The sequence below is a fragment of the Enterobacter sp. Cy-643 genome, assembly GCF_011752815.1.
Lineage (GTDB): Bacteria > Pseudomonadota > Gammaproteobacteria > Enterobacterales > Enterobacteriaceae > Cedecea.
Genome location: NZ_VWWV01000004.1, coordinates 108,796 through 125,341, shown reverse-complemented (window position 1 = coordinate 125,341; position 16,546 = coordinate 108,796). Strand labels below are relative to the sequence as shown.

At 54.9% G+C, this 16,546-nt stretch carries 13 protein-coding genes; 8 read left to right on the top strand and 5 right to left on the bottom strand.

Annotated elements, in window-relative coordinates:
• Positions 1-42: 42 nt before the first annotated feature.
• Positions 43-705, bottom strand: a complete 663-nt coding sequence (locus F3J29_RS16605) for an OmpA family lipoprotein (RefSeq protein ID WP_166867708.1) — start codon at positions 703-705, stop codon at positions 43-45.
• A 154-nt stretch (positions 706-859) separates the two neighbouring features.
• Between F3J29_RS16605 and F3J29_RS16600 the strand changes: the two genes are divergently transcribed.
• Positions 860-3,190, top strand: a complete 2,331-nt coding sequence (locus F3J29_RS16600) for a molybdopterin guanine dinucleotide-containing S/N-oxide reductase (protein WP_166867706.1) — start codon at positions 860-862, stop codon at positions 3,188-3,190.
• Here F3J29_RS16600 and F3J29_RS16595 read toward each other — a convergent pair.
• Together F3J29_RS16595 and tag are read right to left on the bottom strand one after the other, a co-directional pair.
• On the bottom strand, positions 3,138-3,599 hold the full coding sequence (locus F3J29_RS16595; protein WP_166867704.1) for an N-acetyltransferase: 462 nt from the start codon (positions 3,597-3,599) through the stop codon (positions 3,138-3,140). The two genes, F3J29_RS16600 and F3J29_RS16595, sit on opposite strands and share 53 nt — an antisense overlap.
• Positions 3,596-4,159, bottom strand: coding sequence for a DNA-3-methyladenine glycosylase I (tag, locus tag F3J29_RS16590; RefSeq protein WP_166867702.1), 564 nt, complete (start codon positions 4,157-4,159; stop codon positions 3,596-3,598). The genes F3J29_RS16595 and tag overlap by 4 nt, the downstream gene beginning before the upstream one ends.
• A 359-nt stretch (positions 4,160-4,518) precedes the next feature.
• On the opposite strand from tag, the gene F3J29_RS16585 reads away from it, so the two are divergent.
• The 3 genes from F3J29_RS16585 (at position 4,519) to eptB (ending at position 9,550) form a co-directional block, all read left to right on the top strand.
• Entirely contained in the window at positions 4,519-5,727 is a 1,209-nt protein-coding gene (locus tag F3J29_RS16585; RefSeq protein ID WP_166867700.1) for an L-lactate MFS transporter, read from the top strand.
• A gap of 275 nt (positions 5,728-6,002) precedes the next feature.
• The gene (locus tag F3J29_RS16580; RefSeq protein WP_166867698.1) at positions 6,003-7,679 is read left to right on the top strand and encodes an LTA synthase family protein; all 1,677 of its coding nucleotides are present in this window, start codon (positions 6,003-6,005) and stop codon (positions 7,677-7,679) included.
• 188 nt (positions 7,680-7,867) lie between these two features.
• Positions 7,868-9,550 (top strand): kdo(2)-lipid A phosphoethanolamine 7''-transferase, encoded by a 1,683-nt coding sequence (gene eptB, locus F3J29_RS16575; RefSeq protein WP_166867696.1) that lies wholly within the window; start codon positions 7,868-7,870, stop codon positions 9,548-9,550.
• A 273-nt stretch (positions 9,551-9,823) separates the two neighbouring features.
• Here eptB and F3J29_RS16570 read toward each other — a convergent pair whose 3' ends face one another.
• Positions 9,824-10,510, bottom strand: a complete 687-nt coding sequence (locus F3J29_RS16570) for a glutathione S-transferase family protein (protein ID WP_166867695.1) — start codon at positions 10,508-10,510, stop codon at positions 9,824-9,826.
• A 155-nt stretch (positions 10,511-10,665) separates the two neighbouring features.
• Here F3J29_RS16570 and F3J29_RS16565 point away from each other — a divergent pair, with 155 nt between their 5' ends.
• On the top strand, positions 10,666-11,634 hold the full coding sequence (locus F3J29_RS16565; RefSeq protein ID WP_166867693.1) for a LysR family transcriptional regulator: 969 nt from the start codon (positions 10,666-10,668) through the stop codon (positions 11,632-11,634).
• A 115-nt stretch (positions 11,635-11,749) separates the two neighbouring features.
• Here F3J29_RS16565 and F3J29_RS16560 read toward each other — a convergent pair whose 3' ends face one another.
• Positions 11,750-12,085: a hypothetical protein gene (locus F3J29_RS16560; protein ID WP_166867691.1), complete on the bottom strand. Its 336-nt coding sequence runs from the start codon at positions 12,083-12,085 to the stop codon at positions 11,750-11,752.
• Positions 12,086-12,831: 746 nt separating this feature from the next.
• On the opposite strand from F3J29_RS16560, the gene dppA reads away from it, so the two are divergent.
• The 3 genes from dppA to dppC all read left to right on the top strand — a co-directional run bounded on the left by dppA (position 12,832) and on the right by dppC (position 16,545).
• Complete coding sequence (gene dppA / locus F3J29_RS16555) at positions 12,832-14,439, top strand: dipeptide ABC transporter periplasmic-binding protein DppA (protein WP_039288980.1); 1,608 nt, start codon at positions 12,832-12,834, stop codon at positions 14,437-14,439.
• A 174-nt stretch (positions 14,440-14,613) separates the two neighbouring features.
• Positions 14,614-15,633, top strand: a complete 1,020-nt coding sequence (gene dppB, locus F3J29_RS16550; RefSeq protein ID WP_008457609.1) for a dipeptide ABC transporter permease DppB — start codon at positions 14,614-14,616, stop codon at positions 15,631-15,633.
• A gap of 9 nt (positions 15,634-15,642) precedes the next feature.
• Positions 15,643-16,545 carry a dipeptide ABC transporter permease DppC gene (gene dppC / locus F3J29_RS16545; RefSeq protein WP_085541705.1) on the top strand — a complete coding sequence of 301 codons (903 nt, stop codon included), beginning with the start codon at positions 15,643-15,645 and terminating at the stop codon, positions 16,543-16,545.
• The last annotated feature ends 1 nt before the right edge of the window (position 16,546 follow it).

Genomic DNA, 16,546 nt, shown 5'->3' with positions numbered 1-16,546 from the left:
CGTCATATCGGGATGCTGCCAGGCCCACCGCCGGACATTACGTTAGCCCAAAGGACTCAGGGTAATTTCTACGCGGCGATTCTGAGCTTTACCATCCGCGGTGCTGTTGCTGGCGATCGGGTTCGCCGGGCCTGCACCGGTGGTGCGAATACGGCTGGCCTCAACGCCCTGAGTAATCAGCGCACTTCCTACGCCGTCTGCACGCTGCTGTGACAGGCGCATATTCAGCGCATTACTGCCGGTGCTGTCGGTATAGCCGACCACGTTAACCGCCGTTTTGGGGTACTCTTTCAACACCATCGCCACGCCGGTCAGGGTATTGGCACCCGCCGGTTTCAGGGTGGCGCTACTGCTGTCAAAAGTGACATTGTTCGGCATGTTCAGCACGATGTTGTCGCCGCTGCGGGTCACGCTCACGCCGGTGCCGCGCATTTTGTCGCGCAGCTTAGCTTCCTGCACATCCATGTAGTAGCCGACGCCGCCTCCGAGGGCTGCACCAGCCGCGGCACCAATCAGCGCGCCCTTGCCGCGATCCTTCTTCGATGACGAAAGTGCCCCCACGCCCGCCCCAACCAGCGAACCAATCCCGGCGCCTATGCCAGATTTTCCAGCCTGGCTTTCGCCGGTGTACGGATTGGTCGTGCAACCAGAAACCGCTAAGGTGCCACACACGACGGCGGCCATAATCATGACGCGTTTTTTCATCTTATTTCCTTCTATCCTTATTCATCCTTTGCCGGATATGCGCCCGGCGATTGATTATGACGGCAAATCGTGTAGAAAATTCCGGTAAGAATTCTGAATAGTGAACCTAAATGCGTGGGCACAGAGCCCAGCACCTGCCATCGCGGAGCCCAAATTGGCCAATACATCGCCTGCACGTAAACAGATCCTCACTGCCGCACACTGGGGCCCCATGCTGGTCGAAACCGACGGACAGCGGGTTTACCACTCTCGCGGCGCGCTTGAAACCGGTCATCAAAACTCGCTACAAAGCGCCGTGCCCGACCAGGTTCACAGCAAAGCTCGCGTGGCGTTTCCTATGGCCCGGAAAGGGTTCCTGGCCTCCCCAAATAATCCGCAGGGTATTCGCGGCAAAGATGACTACGTTCGCATCAGCTGGGATGACGCCCTAGCGCTTATCCACCAGCAGCACAAGCGCATTCGCGAGAGCCACGGCCCGTCGGCCATTTTTGCAGGCTCCTACGGCTGGCGCTCCAACGGCGTGCTGCACAAAGCCTCCACGCTGCTTCAGCGCTACATGAGTCTCGCAGGCGGCTATACCGGGCATTCCGGCGACTACTCCACCGGTGCTGCGCAGGTGATCATGCCCTACGTAGTGGGCTCTAACGAGGTTTACCAGCAACAGACCAGCTGGCCGCTGCTGCTTGAGAACAGCGAAGTCGTGGTGCTGTGGAGCGCGAACCCGCTTAACACGCTAAAAATTGCGTGGAATGCCAGCGACGAACAGGGCGTGAAGTTCTTCGAACAGCTAAAAAACAGCGGCAAAACGATCGTCGCCATCGACCCGATGCGCTCTGAAACAGTGGATTTCTTTGGGGAACGAGCCGAATGGGTAGCGCCGCATATGGGGACCGACGTAGCGTTGATGCTCGGCATTGCCCATACGCTGGTCATTCGCGGCAGGCACGATACCGCTTTCCTCGCCCGCTGCACCTATGGCTACGACAAATTTGAAGCTTACCTGCTCGGCAACACGGACGGGACGCCTAAAAGTGCGGCCTGGGCGGCTGAGATCTGCGGTATCCCCGCGGTAACCATCGAGAAACTGGCCGATCTTTTCAGCCGCAAGCGCACCATGCTGATGGCGGGCTGGGGTATGCAGCGCCAGCAGTACGGCGAACAGAAACACTGGATGCTGGTCACGCTGGCCGCCATGCTGGGCCAGATTGGCACCCCGGGCGGCGGCTTTGGTCTTTCCTACCACTTTGCCAACGGCGGCAACCCGACCCGCAGCGCAGCGGTTCTCGGTTCCCTGCAGGGCTCTCTTAAAGGCGGCACCGATGCCGTGGAGAAAATCCCCGTGGCGCGCATCGTCGAGGCGCTGGAAAACCCCGGCATGGATTACCAGCACAACGGGCAACGGCACACCTTCCCGGACATTCGTATGCTGTGGTGGGCCGGCGGCAGTAACTTCACCCATCACCAGGACACCAACCGCCTCGCCGCAGCCTGGCAAAAGCCTGAGCTGATCGTTATCTCCGAATGCTTCTGGACCGCAGCGGCAAAACACGCCGATATTGTTCTGCCGGTGACCACTTCGTTCGAGCGGAACGACATGACGATGACCGGTGATTACAGCAATCAGCATCTGGTCCCCATGAAACAGGTTGTCGCCCCGCAGGGAGAAGCAAGGAACGACTTTGATATTTTTGCAGAGCTAAGCGAGCGATGGGAATCTGGCGGTGAAGCACGGTTCAGCGAAGGGAAAAGTGAGCTTGAATGGCTGGCGTCTTTCTATGATATCGCCCGTCAGCGCGGCGCTACGCAGCAGATCGAGCTCCCGGATTTCAGTGAGTTCTGGGCAGCGAACCAGCTGATAGAAATGCCAGAAAATGCGAAAAACGCCGAATTTATTCGCTTTGCCGCTTTTCGGGAAGATCCTGCAGCAAACCCACTCAAAACGCCGAGCGGTAAGATTGAGATCTACTCTGAGCGCATCGCCAGCTTTGGTTATGACGACTGCCCGCCGCACCCAAGCTGGCTGGCACCGGACGAATGGCAGGGCAATGCCGCCTCAGGCCAGCTACAGCTGCTTTCCTCCCATCCGGCTCATCGCCTGCACAGCCAGCTGAACTATGCCGGACTGCGCGACCAGTACGCCATTGCCGGGCGAGAGCCTATTACGCTGCATCCGGAGGACGCCAAAGCGCGCGGCATCGCTCACGGTGATTTAGTGCGGGTATGGAACGCTCGCGGACAGGTGCTGGTTGGCGCTCAGGTAACCGACGGCATCAGGCCTGGCGTGGTGTGTATCCATCAGGGCGCGTGGCCCGATCTGGATGAAGACCAACTGTGTAAAAACGGGGCGGTGAACGTGCTCACCATGGATATCCCGTCTTCGCGGTTGGCCAACGGCTGCGCGGCAAATAACTCCCTCGTCTGGGCGGAGAAATTTATTGGCCCGGCGCCTGTCGTGACGGCGTTTGATCCGCCTGCCAGTTCATAATCCACGTCGGGTGCTGCGTTTCTTCCTGCCACGCGCTCTCCTCAATGTGGAAGCCGTGGCGGTGGTAGAAATGCACCGCCCGGCGATTTTTTTGATACACCTCGAGACTTAAGGCCGGGTATTCCGCCTTCACTTTCTCCAGCAATTCACCGCCGATCCCCTGCCCGGTAAAAGAAGGCGCCACGAACAGCGCGCCGATAAACTGCCGATCCATCACGCTGATAAACCCCACCGTCTGCCGCTGGTGCAGATAAACCCACGTTTTTGACTGAGGGATATAGACATTGCGCACCAGGTTTAGGCTTTCGTACCAGTAGCTTTCCGGGATAAACGGATGGCCGCCGATAGTGCTCTCCAGCCAGAGCGCCATGAGCGCATCCATTTCCCCAATGTTAAAAGGCTGGATCATTGGCGAAAATCAGGGTGGCAGAAGCAGCTGGTTACATGGTCATTGACCAGGCCGCAGGCTTGCATAAACGAATAGCAGATTGTCGACCCCACAAACTTGAACCCGCGCTTTTTTAGCGCCTTAGACAGCGCATCTGACGTCGGCGTAAAAGCCGGGACTTCGCTAAGCAAGGCGGGATGTGACACTTGAGGTGTATGGTCGACAAATCCCCAGACAAAATCCGGGAAGCTCTCGCCGTTGGCTTCCATCGCGAGAAAAGCCCGGGCGTTGGTGATAATCGCCTCGATTTTCCCCCGGTGGCGAATAATGCCGGCATCCTGCATCAGCGCATCCACCTCTTCCGGCTGAATCAACGCGACGGCATAGGGGTCAAAATTCCTGAAACGCTGGCGGTAATTTTCGCGTTTTTTCAACACGGTAATCCACGACAGCCCGGCCTGCTGACCTTCCAGGCAAATCATCTCAAAGAGCTTCTGCCCGTCGGTAACCGGCACGCCCCATTCTTTGTCGTGATACTCCAGATACAGCGGATCCTGAGTGACCCAGCCACAACGTTCCATTTTGCTCTCCCTGTAACCTGCCGAACGCGGTGAAATTTTACCCTCTGACAATAGTGAATCCGGGATATTTCGCAACCCCGGATGAGATCAAAGAAAGGGCATTCAATACCGGTAATTTTGCAAAGTGTTAACTATGTCTCATTTATGATTTAACATTTAATATACAGCAAACACGCACATCACAATGATAGCAAGCACTAACCAACAAAACATAAAGTGCACCGGGAAGGCCATTCATACCGTCCCAGAGGCATTTCATTCCGTTCTCCATGCATTTCATGCCGTTTTTTCCTGGAATAAACGGCGCTTCGCTATCGTAGGCGGCAGATAACTTCCCTTAGATTCGCAGGACATCTGCCATGAACACTGCCACCTACAACCGTACTCGCTGGTTAACCCTCATCGGAACCATCATTACTCAGTTCGCGCTGGGATCCGTTTATACCTGGAGCCTGTTCAACAGCGCGCTGTCCCAGAAACTGGACGCGCCAATCAGCCAGGTCGCCTTCTCCTTTGGCCTGCTAAGCCTCGGCCTCGCCATCTCTTCTTCCGTGGCGGGCAAACTGCAGGACCGCTTTGGCGTGCGTAAAGTCACCATGGCGGCGGGTGTGCTGCTCGGTGCAGGGTTATTCTTCACCGCACACGCCAACAACCTGATGATGCTCTGGCTCACGGCTGGCGTGCTGGTTGGCCTGGCGGACGGCGCTGGCTACCTGCTGACGCTGTCGAACTGCGTGAAGTGGTTCCCGGAGCGTAAAGGCCTGATTTCTGCCTTCTCCATCGGGGCTTATGGCCTCGGCAGCCTCGGTTTTAAATATATTGATACCCACCTGCTGGCGGCCTACGGGCTGGAAAACACCTTTATGATTTGGGGTGGCCTGGCGATGGTGATGGTGCTGTTCGGCGCCACCATGATGAAAGATGCTCCGCTGCAGGAAACTAAATCCGCAAACGGCGCGGCGAAAACCGATTTCACTCTCGCTGAATCAATGCGCCAGCCGCAATACTGGATGCTGGCGCTGATGTTCCTCACCGCCTGCATGAGCGGCCTGTACGTCATCGGCGTTGCAAAAGATATCGCACAGGGCATGGTTCACCTGGATGCTATGTCCGCCGCCAACGCGGTAACCGTTATCTCCATTGCTAACCTGAGCGGCCGCCTGGTGCTCGGCATTCTGTCCGATAAAATTGCCCGTATTCGCGTGATAACCCTTGGTCAGGTGATTTCTCTGGTCGGTATGGCGGCCCTGCTGTTTGCCCCGCTGAACGAAGCGACCTTCTTTGCGGCCATCGCCTGCGTTGCCTTTAACTTTGGCGGCACCATCACCGTTTATCCTTCGCTGGTCAGCGAATTCTTTGGTCTGAACAACCTGACCAAAAACTACGGCGTGATTTACCTGGGCTTCGGCATCGGCAGCATCTGTGGCTCCATCATCGCCTCGCTGTTCGGCGGCTTCTACGTGACCTTCTGCGTCATCTTCGCGCTGCTGATTCTGTCGCTGGCGATTTCCACCACAATTCGCCAGCCGGTACGCACCGTACTCAATCATCAGCACGCCCACGCCTGATAGTCCTCGCAACCTCCATATTAAGGCCGCCGAACAGGGCGGCCTTAACGCAGTTCATCACCGCCTCGTTTGACTCTCTTCAAACAGAACCACAACGGTAGCAATGAAATAACCGTCTTTAGGGAGACTTTTCCACCACAAGCGGTATTATCCCGGCCAGGATAATCCCCCTTCTCATCGCCTTATCCTCTTTTCACTCGTCAGGCCAGCAGAGGGATGTCTCTCCTGAGACAGCATTTGCTATCCAGAACAGTCCCACTGAGAAAACGAGCATCATGGTAAAAAAAACCAGCCGAAAATCGCTCTGGACATACCTTTATGTCACATTGCTCCTTATTGCAGCGCTGATCATCATTGCGGGCAATACACCGCGTGATATCTATCCCCTTGTTATCGCGGCAAGTGCCTTTATTTTTACCTGCGGATTACTGTATTTACTCTCCGCCAGATTCATTTTTGCCGTCGGGACCAGCAGCCTGCTGGTGATCCTGCTGCAATTTTGTAACCAGCTTAAGGTCCACTATTACAAAGACCAGCTGCTGTTTAGCGATTTTTTCCTGATGGCCGATCCGGCCAATGCGGGCACGCTGCTGCATTATCCCTCCGCCGGCATTGCCGTTGCGACGATGATAGCGCTGCTTATCCTGACGCTTATCATCAGCTGGCGCGCCGTACCTCGCCGTAAAGGGATGATCGCCCCGCTGGTTGCCCTCGGCGTGATGCTGGGTTCGGCGTCGACGCTTAGCCACAGCGTACTGAAGAATCAGCACGACTGGGCCACCAAACTGCCTGGCGGCACCGGCGTGCTGTCGAACCTGGCGCTGTCCGGCATCCAGGCCAGCTATGACTCACCGACCTTCCCGCAGGCAACGTCTCAGGAATTTGTTTCCCGCGCGGCGGCCCTGAATAACAAGACGACCGCATCGGCAAGCGTGCGGCCTGATATCGTTCTGCTGCTGCAGGAGTCGACGGTAGATCCCCGCCTGTATAAGGTGCCTGATCCTAAACTCCTGCCGCACTTTTCTATGTTTGAGCAGGACAGCAAGGTGAAGGCCCACACGCTGATGCGCGTGCAAACTTTCGGGGGCGGCACCTGGCTGTCAGAGTTCGCGGCCTTAACGGGAATGCGCAGCGATGATTTTGGGGCGATGAAAAACTCAGTGTTTTATTCAGCGGTTGATCACGTCAACGACAGCCTGTTCAAGCAAATGCAAGATAACGGGTATTACACCGTGGTTCTGACGCCATTCAACAAATCGGCCTATAACGCCGGCCACGCCTACACCATGATGGGCGTGGATAAAATCATTCAGCCGCAGGAACTGGGCTACCCGGGTGATTTGGCGGATAACCTTTGGCACATTCCCACCGCGGATATCCTGGGCTATGTTAAAAAGCTCCTTGCCGATCACACCGATAAACCCGTGTTTGTTTATGCCTTAACGATGTATGAACACGGCCCTTATGATGCTGGACATGCCGATGATTACCAGCTCACTTCAGCGATGAAGAACGAGGATGCCGCCGGGAAATTCAGCCATTATGTTGAGAAGATCAAAAAATCAGAAACCGCGCTGGCTGACTTCTTCCAGTTCGTTGACCAGCGCCAGCGCCCGACAATGTTTATGTACTTTGGCGACCACCAGCCAGCCATAGACTGGGCTAATGGCTACACCACAGAACAGGACGATCCGGCCCATCTGTCGCAATTCAGCCTACGGGATAATTATAATGCCCCGCCGGTAGCAGACCTGGGCACCATCACCGACATAGCATTCCTTGGCGGGATGTTGCTCGAACAGGCCCAGCTAAAAGTGTCGCCGTTCTATCAGGCCAATATCGATATGCGCCATTTATGCCAGGGCAGACTGAATGATTGCCCGGACACAACGCTGTTTAATAGCTACCGGCATTATGTTTACGATGAACTGCATGCGGCATCGAAACCCTGATCCTTATTGCTAAGCAGACTGCAAAAGCCCCCTTCAAGCCAGGGGGGTTTTTTTATTAAAAAGCGGCCACTTCCTTCAAATATTGACCTCTTCCCAGGAATTCTCTTCGTTTCGTCAACCATTCCGAACTAGCTGACGACTCCACGGTCTGAATAGCGCTTATATTTTTATATCGCCTGGATGCCTGAATGAATTACATAAAAACACTCTCCCAGCAAAAGCTGTGCCTTTTGCTTGGGGTATACATTGGCTGGTTTTTGAATATCTCTGTTTTCTACCAACGTTTTGATAGTCGTGCCCAGATCTTTATCGCCTGGAAAGGTATGGCCGCCGCCGCAGAGTTTATCGCTTGCCTGCTGGTGACATTTTTCCTGTTACGCCTGCTGTCGCTTTTTGGCCGTCATCTCTGGCGAGTCCTGGCCTCCTTCGTGGTGGTTTGTTCCGTGGCGGCCAGCTACTACATGACCTTCTTCAACGTGGTGATCGGCTACGGCATCATTGCCTCGGTGATGACCACCGATATCGACCTTTCGAAAGAGGTGGTGGGTTATCACTTTGCGCTCTGGATGGGGCTTGTCAGCGCTATCCCGCTGTTTCTTATCTGGGTCAACAGGTCGCAAGACACGCTGCTTCAGCAGTTAAAAACCCCCGGCCAGCGCGTTAAAAACATTGCTATCCTGCTCTGCGCAGGGCTGTTGGTTTGGGCGCCGCTGCGCATACTGGGCGAAATGCAGTCCGACGATGAACGGGGTTCAACGACGGATATGGCTAGCTACGGCGGCGTCGTGGCCAGCTCGTATGTGCCGGTCAACTGGGTCTCTTCCCTGGGGCTTTTTGCCTGGGCAAATGCCGACGAATCCACCGGCAACGGCTCGCTGATGAATCCCACGAAAACGTTCACCTATGTGACGCCTCCTGGGCTGGACGATGCTTATGTGGTGTTTATTATTGGCGAAACGACGCGCTGGGATCACATGGGGATATTTGGCTATGATCGCGACACCACGCCAAAGCTCGCCAGAGAGAAAAATCTGGTCGCCTTCCGCGGAGAGTCCTGCGACACCGCCACCAAACTCTCGCTGCGCTGTATGTTCGTCCGTGAAGGCGGGGCAGAAGATAACCCTCAGCGTACGCTGAAAGAGCAAAACATTTTCGCGGTCTTAAAACAGCTGGGGTTTAGTGCCGACCTTTACGCCATGCAGAGCGAAATTTGGTTCTACAAAAACGCCATGCCGGACACCCTTGCCTTCCGCGAACAAATCGCCGCCGAGCCCCGCAATCGCGGCAGAACGGTAGACGACATGCTGCTGGTGGACGAAATGAAACAATCCCTCGAGCAAAATCCTGACGGCAAGCATCTGATTATTCTGCATACCAAAGGATCCCACTTCTCCTATGCCCAGCGCTACCCGCGCAGCTATGCGAAATGGACGCCCGAATGTATTGATCTTGGCAAAGGCTGTTCAAAGGAGATGCTGATTAACGCCTTTGATAATTCGGTGCTTTATGTCGATACGATGATCGACAGCGTGCTCGATCAGCTGCGCGACAAGAAAGCGATAGTCTTCTACGCCGCCGACCACGGTGAATCCATCAGCGACTCCATGCACCTGCACGGCACGCCGCGGAAAATGGCCCCGCCGGAGCAATTCCGCGTCCCGCTGCTGGTTTGGGCCTCGGATAAATACCTGGAAAACCCAACGGCTGCCGACGCCTTTAAACATCTGCAAAAGCAGGCAGCAATGAAGGTGCCGCATCGCCACGTTGAGCTGTTCGACACCATTCTCGGCTGCCTGGGCTATACCTCGCCCAACGGCGGCATAAACGAGAATAACAACTGGTGTCACGTGCCGGATAAAGCCGTGAATTAAGTAAAACGCGGCGACGTCATGTCGCCGCGTTAACATAGATACTCTATTTATAAATAGAAAATTAAATATGAATATCGGCCAAATTCACCTGACTATCGCGCTCCAACGCTCGGCCAATATTGAACGGTGTCTCTTCCTCACGCCTGCGAGCAATCAGTTGCTCGTTAACCGGTGCAGCGTTTCCGCTCATCCGATAAGCACAGACTGCTCAGGTAAACCGACACAGTGAGCGGCGCTACCGGGCAAAGCAGCAGGTCATTTTCAGGAAAGTAATTAAACCAATCCCATACGTTTGAGATCGTCATAAACAAACTGTTGGCCGCTGCGCTGCTGCACGCACGGTATTTCCGCGACGCGATTGATCCATGCCCTTAACGTCGTAAATTCTTCCCCGATTAAACCAAGCACATCCGCAAACGTCAGGCCGCAATAAAGCGTAATATCGGCCATTGAAAACGTGTCGCTGGTCAAAAAAGGCTGACGGGTTAGCAACTGCTCGAAATATTCCAGCCCCGCTTTTAACTGCTGCCCTGCGCGTAGCCCCAATGCCTGGCGGGCATGCCAGTCAGGTTCTTTAAAAGCCTGAAGGACTTCACCCAGCCCCGGCGTAGCGTAGTGGAAAAAAACGCCAACCGGATCCATGACCCAGGCTTCAGCCCTTTTTTGCATCATATGAATAACCGCTTTTTCCTTGGCCGTTTTCCCGGTTAATAACGGTTGGTTGTCAAAATTATCAAGATATTCGGTGATAGCCGTACACTCGCTGATTAGCGTGCCATCATCAAGCTCAAGCACCGGCAAGACGCCCATGGGGTTCTTCAGAAGAAAGACTGGCTGCTTGTGTTCAGCGCCAATTAAATCAACAGAAACAAACTCCATGGCAGGTTCCATTGACTTAGCGGCAATAACAATGCGAATGCGGGCAGGATTAGGGAAACCGGGGCGATCGTATAGTTTCATCGTTTACTCTTCTGTTTATATTGAACGACAGGCCGCGGAACGGATTAGACACCGCATCGAGTGGCCCGCTTTCTGTAGGCGAGAGGAGTATTACATCGGCCAGACTGTTTGATAATATGACCCAATGTACTCAACTTGTGCAGCAGGGCTTAACAATGGATCCAACTGAACTGGACGGTATCGCGGTTTTTCTTGCCGTGGCGGAGCATCAAGGTTTTCGCTCAGCGGCTCGGAGCCTGGGCTTAACGGCCTCTGCAGTAAGCCAGCAGGTCAGCCGTCTGGAAAAGCGTATCGGCGCCCCACTTTTTTCCCGCACGACGCGCAGCGTTGGCTTAACTGAGGCCGGGCAGCGCTTGTTTGAGCATGCGAAGCCTGCAGCCGGGATGTTTCTCGCCGGCCTGGACTCAGCCCGGGAACTCGGTGAACAACCGGGCGGCAACCTGCGGATCAATACCACCCGCGCCAGCCTGCCGCTATTAATTAATCGCCTGCTGCCGGGTTTTCACGAGCAGTACCCGAACATCCGGCTGGAGCTCCGGGCCGAAGACGAGTTTATTGATATCGTGGAAGGCGGATTTGATGCCGGGATTCGACTCGGGCATGTGGTGGAAAGGGATATGGTTGCCGTCTGGCTAACACCGCCGGATGAGTATCTTGTCGTCTGTGCTCCTTCCCTCCTGGCGCGCTACGGCCGACCAAAGAATATAGAAGAGCTGCAAAAGCTGCCGGCACTGTTGATAAGCCGCCACAACCAGGCCGTAAACAGCTGGGAACTGACGCAACAAGGCCGGCCGGTGAAGGTAAAAGTCGACGGCCCCCTGATCTTGAACGATCCGTTGAGCCTGATTCAGGCTGCCCTGCGCGGAACCGGGATGATCTATACGGTACGGTCGTTGGTTAGCCGTTACCTTGCGCAAGGCCAGCTAGAAATCGTGCTGGAGAACAGCGCCCGCAGCGTGCCGGGGTTAAATATTTATTATCCTGGCCGCCACCAGTCCCTGCCCAAGCTCAGAGCCTTGGTTAGCTATGCCACTGCGCACCTGCGTAACGGTATCAGCGCCGATGATTTTCTGGCAGAGCAGCCCGGAAGCGAACCCGGCGATGACAATCAGCCCGGTATATAGAGAGGAAAGTATTGTGTGGGGCTGCCCCCTACCGCAGAATGAAAAAAGCTCAAAACCCCAGAAGGTCATGAGCTTTTTCGTCGCCTGAAAGCACCTGACGGTGCATTCATGGTGATTATTCTACAGGCACAAACTCGTCAATCGGCTCGCCCATGCTGTTCAGGTAGGTTCTGTATTTTACTTTAGCAGAATCGCCATCAGAGAAATCGTAGGTTCCGGTGCACTCGAGCTTATCCTTGCCGGCTTTAACCGTGACCTGATCGTAAGCATCAATCACTTTTACCCCGGCGTTATTGGAATCCAGCACATCGTTATAGGCTTCAATCAGCGCCTTTCTGACTTCCACCTGATTGCAATCAACGCGGCTATAGTCTTCCGCTGCGGCCTGAAATGAACATGCACTAAGCAGGGCGATGAAAACGCCTGAAAAAACAAAGGATCCTTTGTTCATTGTATCTCCAGAGTAAAATGACAACAAAGTAATAATATTATACCGACAGAAACATTATGTATTATTTAATGCGGCAGTACATCTCAAAAAGCATATAAACTAATTACCTGAATTATAAACATAAGAGCCATTTTATATGAGCTCACCTACCGCCTCCGTGCTCACCAGTGCCCCACCCAACGTCGTATCCCGCTCGCTGATAATTATGTCATTCCCTGCGTCCTGCGCCGTCTCACTATGCGGGGGATAATGCATCGTATTTGGTTATGGAAAACCGTGGTTTTTTGCGCCGTCGCTTATGATGGCTGACAGCATTTTCCGCTGTAGGCGATGCAGATCACAAAATAAATCGTGCAACAATTCATCGTTTAACACAAAATTTTACCTATTCCTGACAATTGATTCTCGCTATAGGTTGCAAATTAAGCAGTGCAATATTCTGGTAACAAGCCTGTAGCATAAATTTCCCTGCTGGAAATGTCCCCGGAAGGTTTTTTTAATCTTTGCCCGCCGAATCCCACCTTGCTTGTAAATCCCCGTGACCTGTATTGACGTTTCCTTAATCTGTTGACAGATTGTAGGACGAGAGGGGCTATTTACGGACCGTCTGTGCTACCTCCACGCATGACTCGCGAAAGGAACTGCTAGCCTCACCACCGCCTCCGGGCACACCGTACCGACCACCCACAAATAACAATGGTCAGACGGTTACAAAACACAACACGACACATAATTGGAGCAGAATAATGAGTATTTCCTTGAAGAAGTCAGGGATGCTGAAATTTGGTCTGAGCCTGGTTGCCATGACCGTTGCAGCAAGCGTACAAGCCAAAACCCTGGTTTACTGTTCAGAAGGTTCCCCAGAGGGCTTTAACCCACAGCTGTTCACCTCCGGCACGACTTACGATGCCAGCTCCGTACCGATTTATAACCGTCTGGTGGAATTTAAAACCGGCACCACCGAAATCATCCCAGGCCTGGCTGAGAAATGGGACGTTAGCCCGGACGGTAAAACCTACACCTTCCACCTGCGTAAAGGCGTGAAGTGGCAGGACAATAAAGACTTCAAACCGACTCGCGATTTCAACGCAGACGACGTTGTATTCTCCTTTGACCGTCAGAAAAACAAAGATAACCCGTATCACAAAGTTTCTGGCGGCAGCTACGAATACTTCGAAGGTATGGGCCTGCCTGACCTGATCACCGACATCAAGAAAGTCGACGATAATACCGTGCAGTTCGTACTGGCTCGTCCGGAAGCACCATTCCTCGCGGACATGGCCATGGACTTCGCCTCTATTCTTTCTAAAGAATATGCGGACAACATGATGAAAGCCGGCACTCCGGAAAAAACCGACCTGAACCCAATCGGTACCGGTCCATTCCAGCTGCTGCAGTACCAGAAAGATTCCCGTATTCTGTATAAAGCCTTCCCGGGCTACTGGGGTACCAAGCCACAGATCGATCGCCTGGTCTTCTCCATCACGCCTGACGCTTCCGTGCGTTATGCCAAACTGCAGAAAAACGAATGTCAGGTGATGCCGTTCCCGAACCCGGCCGACATTGCCCGCATGAAAGAAGACAAGAACATCAATCTGATGGAACAGGCTGGCCTGAACGTGGGCTATCTCTCCTTCAACACCGAGAAGAAGCCGTTTGACGACGTGAAAGTGCGTCAGGCGCTGACCTACGCAGTGAACAAAGAAGCGATCATCAAAGCTGTTTATCAGGGCGCGGGCACCGCGGCTAAAAACCTGATCCCACCAACCATGTGGGGCTACAACGATGACGTGAAGGACTACACCTACGATCCTGAAAAAGCGAAAGCGCTGCTGAAAGAAGCGGGCCAGGATAAAGGCTTCACCGTTGACCTGTGGGCGATGCCAGTTCAGCGTCCATACAACCCGAACGCTCGCCGCATGGCTGAGATGATTCAGGCTGACTGGGCGAAAGTTGGCGTGACCGCCAAAATCGTGACCTACGAGTGGGGCGAGTACCTGAAGCGTGCCAAAGCGGGTGAACACCAGGCCGTCATGATGGGCTGGACCGGCGACAATGGGGATCCGGATAACTTCTTCGCCACCCTGTTCAGCTGTGCCGCAGCGAAAGACGGTTCCAACTACTCTCGCTGGTGCTACAAGCCGTTTGAAGATCTGATTCAGCCGGCTCGCGCCACCGACGACCACAACAAGCGTGTAGAACTGTACAAACAGGCTCAGGTTGTGATGCACGATCAGGCACCAGCGCTGATCATCGCTCACTCCACCGTGTTCGAGCCAGTACGTAAAGAAGTCAAAGGCTACGTGGTTGATCCACTGGGCAAACACCACTTCGAAAACGTGTCCGTCGAATAATAAAAGTAACGTGCTTTATTCCCTCTCCCCCATGGGGAGAGGGTTAGGGTGAGGGATATTGGCGTTGTCCACCCTCGCCCCGACCCTCTCCCTCAAAGGGAGAGGGGGAAACATTTGTGAGCAATACAGACGGAACAGTTACCAGGCTTTCCGTCACTACAGAGAATCCGGGATATGCTGCAGTTCATCCTCCGACGACTGGGGTTAGTCATCCCCACGTTTATAGGTATTACCCTACTCACCTTCGCTTTCGTGCATATGATCCCCGGAGACCCGGTGATGATTATGGCCGGAGAGCGCGGTATTTCTCCTGAGCGCCATGCTCAACTGTTGGCCGAGATGGGTCTCGACAAGCCAATGTGGCAACAGTACCTCCATTACATCTGGGGCGTAATGCATGGCGATCTGGGCATTTCATTAAAGAGCCGCCTCCCGGTCTGGGACGAGTTCGTGCCGCGCTTTAAAGCGACGCTGGAACTCGGCATCTGCGCGATGATTTTCGCCGTTGCCGTCGGCATTCCGGTGGGCGTCCTTGCCGCCGTGAAGCGGGGTTCAATCTTCGACCACACCGCCGTTGGCCTCGCGCTGACCGGCTATTCCATGCCAATTTTCTGGTGGGGCATGATGCTCATCATGCTGGTGTCGGTTCACTGGAACCTGACGCCGGTGTCCGGACGCATCAGCGATACCGTGTTCCTTGATGACTCCCTGCCGCTCACCGGGTTTGCGCTGATAGATACCGCTATCTGGGGCCAGCCGGGTGATTTTATTGACGCCGTCGCCCACATGATTTTGCCTGCCATTGTGCTGGGTACTATTCCGCTGGCGGTTATCGTGCGTATGACCCGTTCTTCCATGCTGGAAGTGCTGGGTGAAGACTACATCCGCACCGCGCGCGCCAAAGGTCTGACCCGCATGCGCGTGATCGTCGTTCATGCCCTGCGCAACGCGATGCTGCCGGTCGTCACGGTTATCGGCCTGCAGGTCGGTACTCTGCTGGCGGGCGCCATCCTGACGGAAACTATCTTCTCCTGGCCGGGTCTTGGCCGCTGGCTCATCGACGCCCTGCAGCGTCGTGACTACCCGGTAGTCCAGGGCGGCGTGCTGCTGGTGGCGACGATGATTATCCTCGTCAACCTGCTGGTAGACCTGCTGTACGGCGTGGTGAACCCGCGTATACGCCATAAGAAATAAGGGGCCATCATGACGCAACTGACAGAAAATAAAGTGGTGGCAGCACCCAAGCCGATGACGCCTTTCCAGGAGTTCTGGCACTACTTCAAACGCAATAAAGGCGCAGTGATCGGCCTGGTGTACGTCGCCATCATGATCTTCATCGCCATCTTCGCTAACTTCCTCGCGCCCCACGCGCCTGCGGAGCAGTTCCGCGACGCGCTGCTGCACCCGCCGGTATGGCAGGAAGGCGGCAGCTGGAGCTACATCCTCGGCACCGACGACGTCGGTCGCGATGTGCTTTCCCGCCTGATGTACGGCGCTCGCCTGTCGCTGCTGGTCGGCTGCCTGGTGGTCGTCCTGTCGCTGGTGATGGGGATTGTGCTGGGCCTGGTCGCCGGTTACTTCGGTGGCGTGGTGGACAACATCATCATGCGCGTGGTCGATATCATGCTGGCGCTGCCAAGCCTGCTGCTGGCGCTGGTGCTGGTGGCTATCTTCGGCCCGTCCATCGGTAACGCCGCGCTGGCGCTGACCTTCGTCGCGCTGCCGCACTATGTGCGTTTAACGCGTGCTGCGGTGCTGGTGGAAGTTAACCGTGATTACGTGACCGCCTCCCGAGTGGCAGGCGCTGGCCCGGTTCGCCAGATGTTTGTGAATATCTTCCCGAATACCCTTGCGCCGCTGATCGTTCAGGCGTCGCTCGGCTTCTCGAACGCCATTCTCGATATGGCCGCCCTTGGCTTCCTCGGCATGGGTGCGCAGCCGCCAACACCGGAGTGGGGCACCATGCTCGCCGACGTGTTGCAGTTCGCGCAGAGTGCCTGGTGGGTTGTGACCTTCCCAGGGGTTGCGATTCTGCTAACGGTGCTGGCATTTAACCTGATGGGTGACGGTCTGCGTGACGCGCTCGATCCCAAACTGAAGCAGTAAG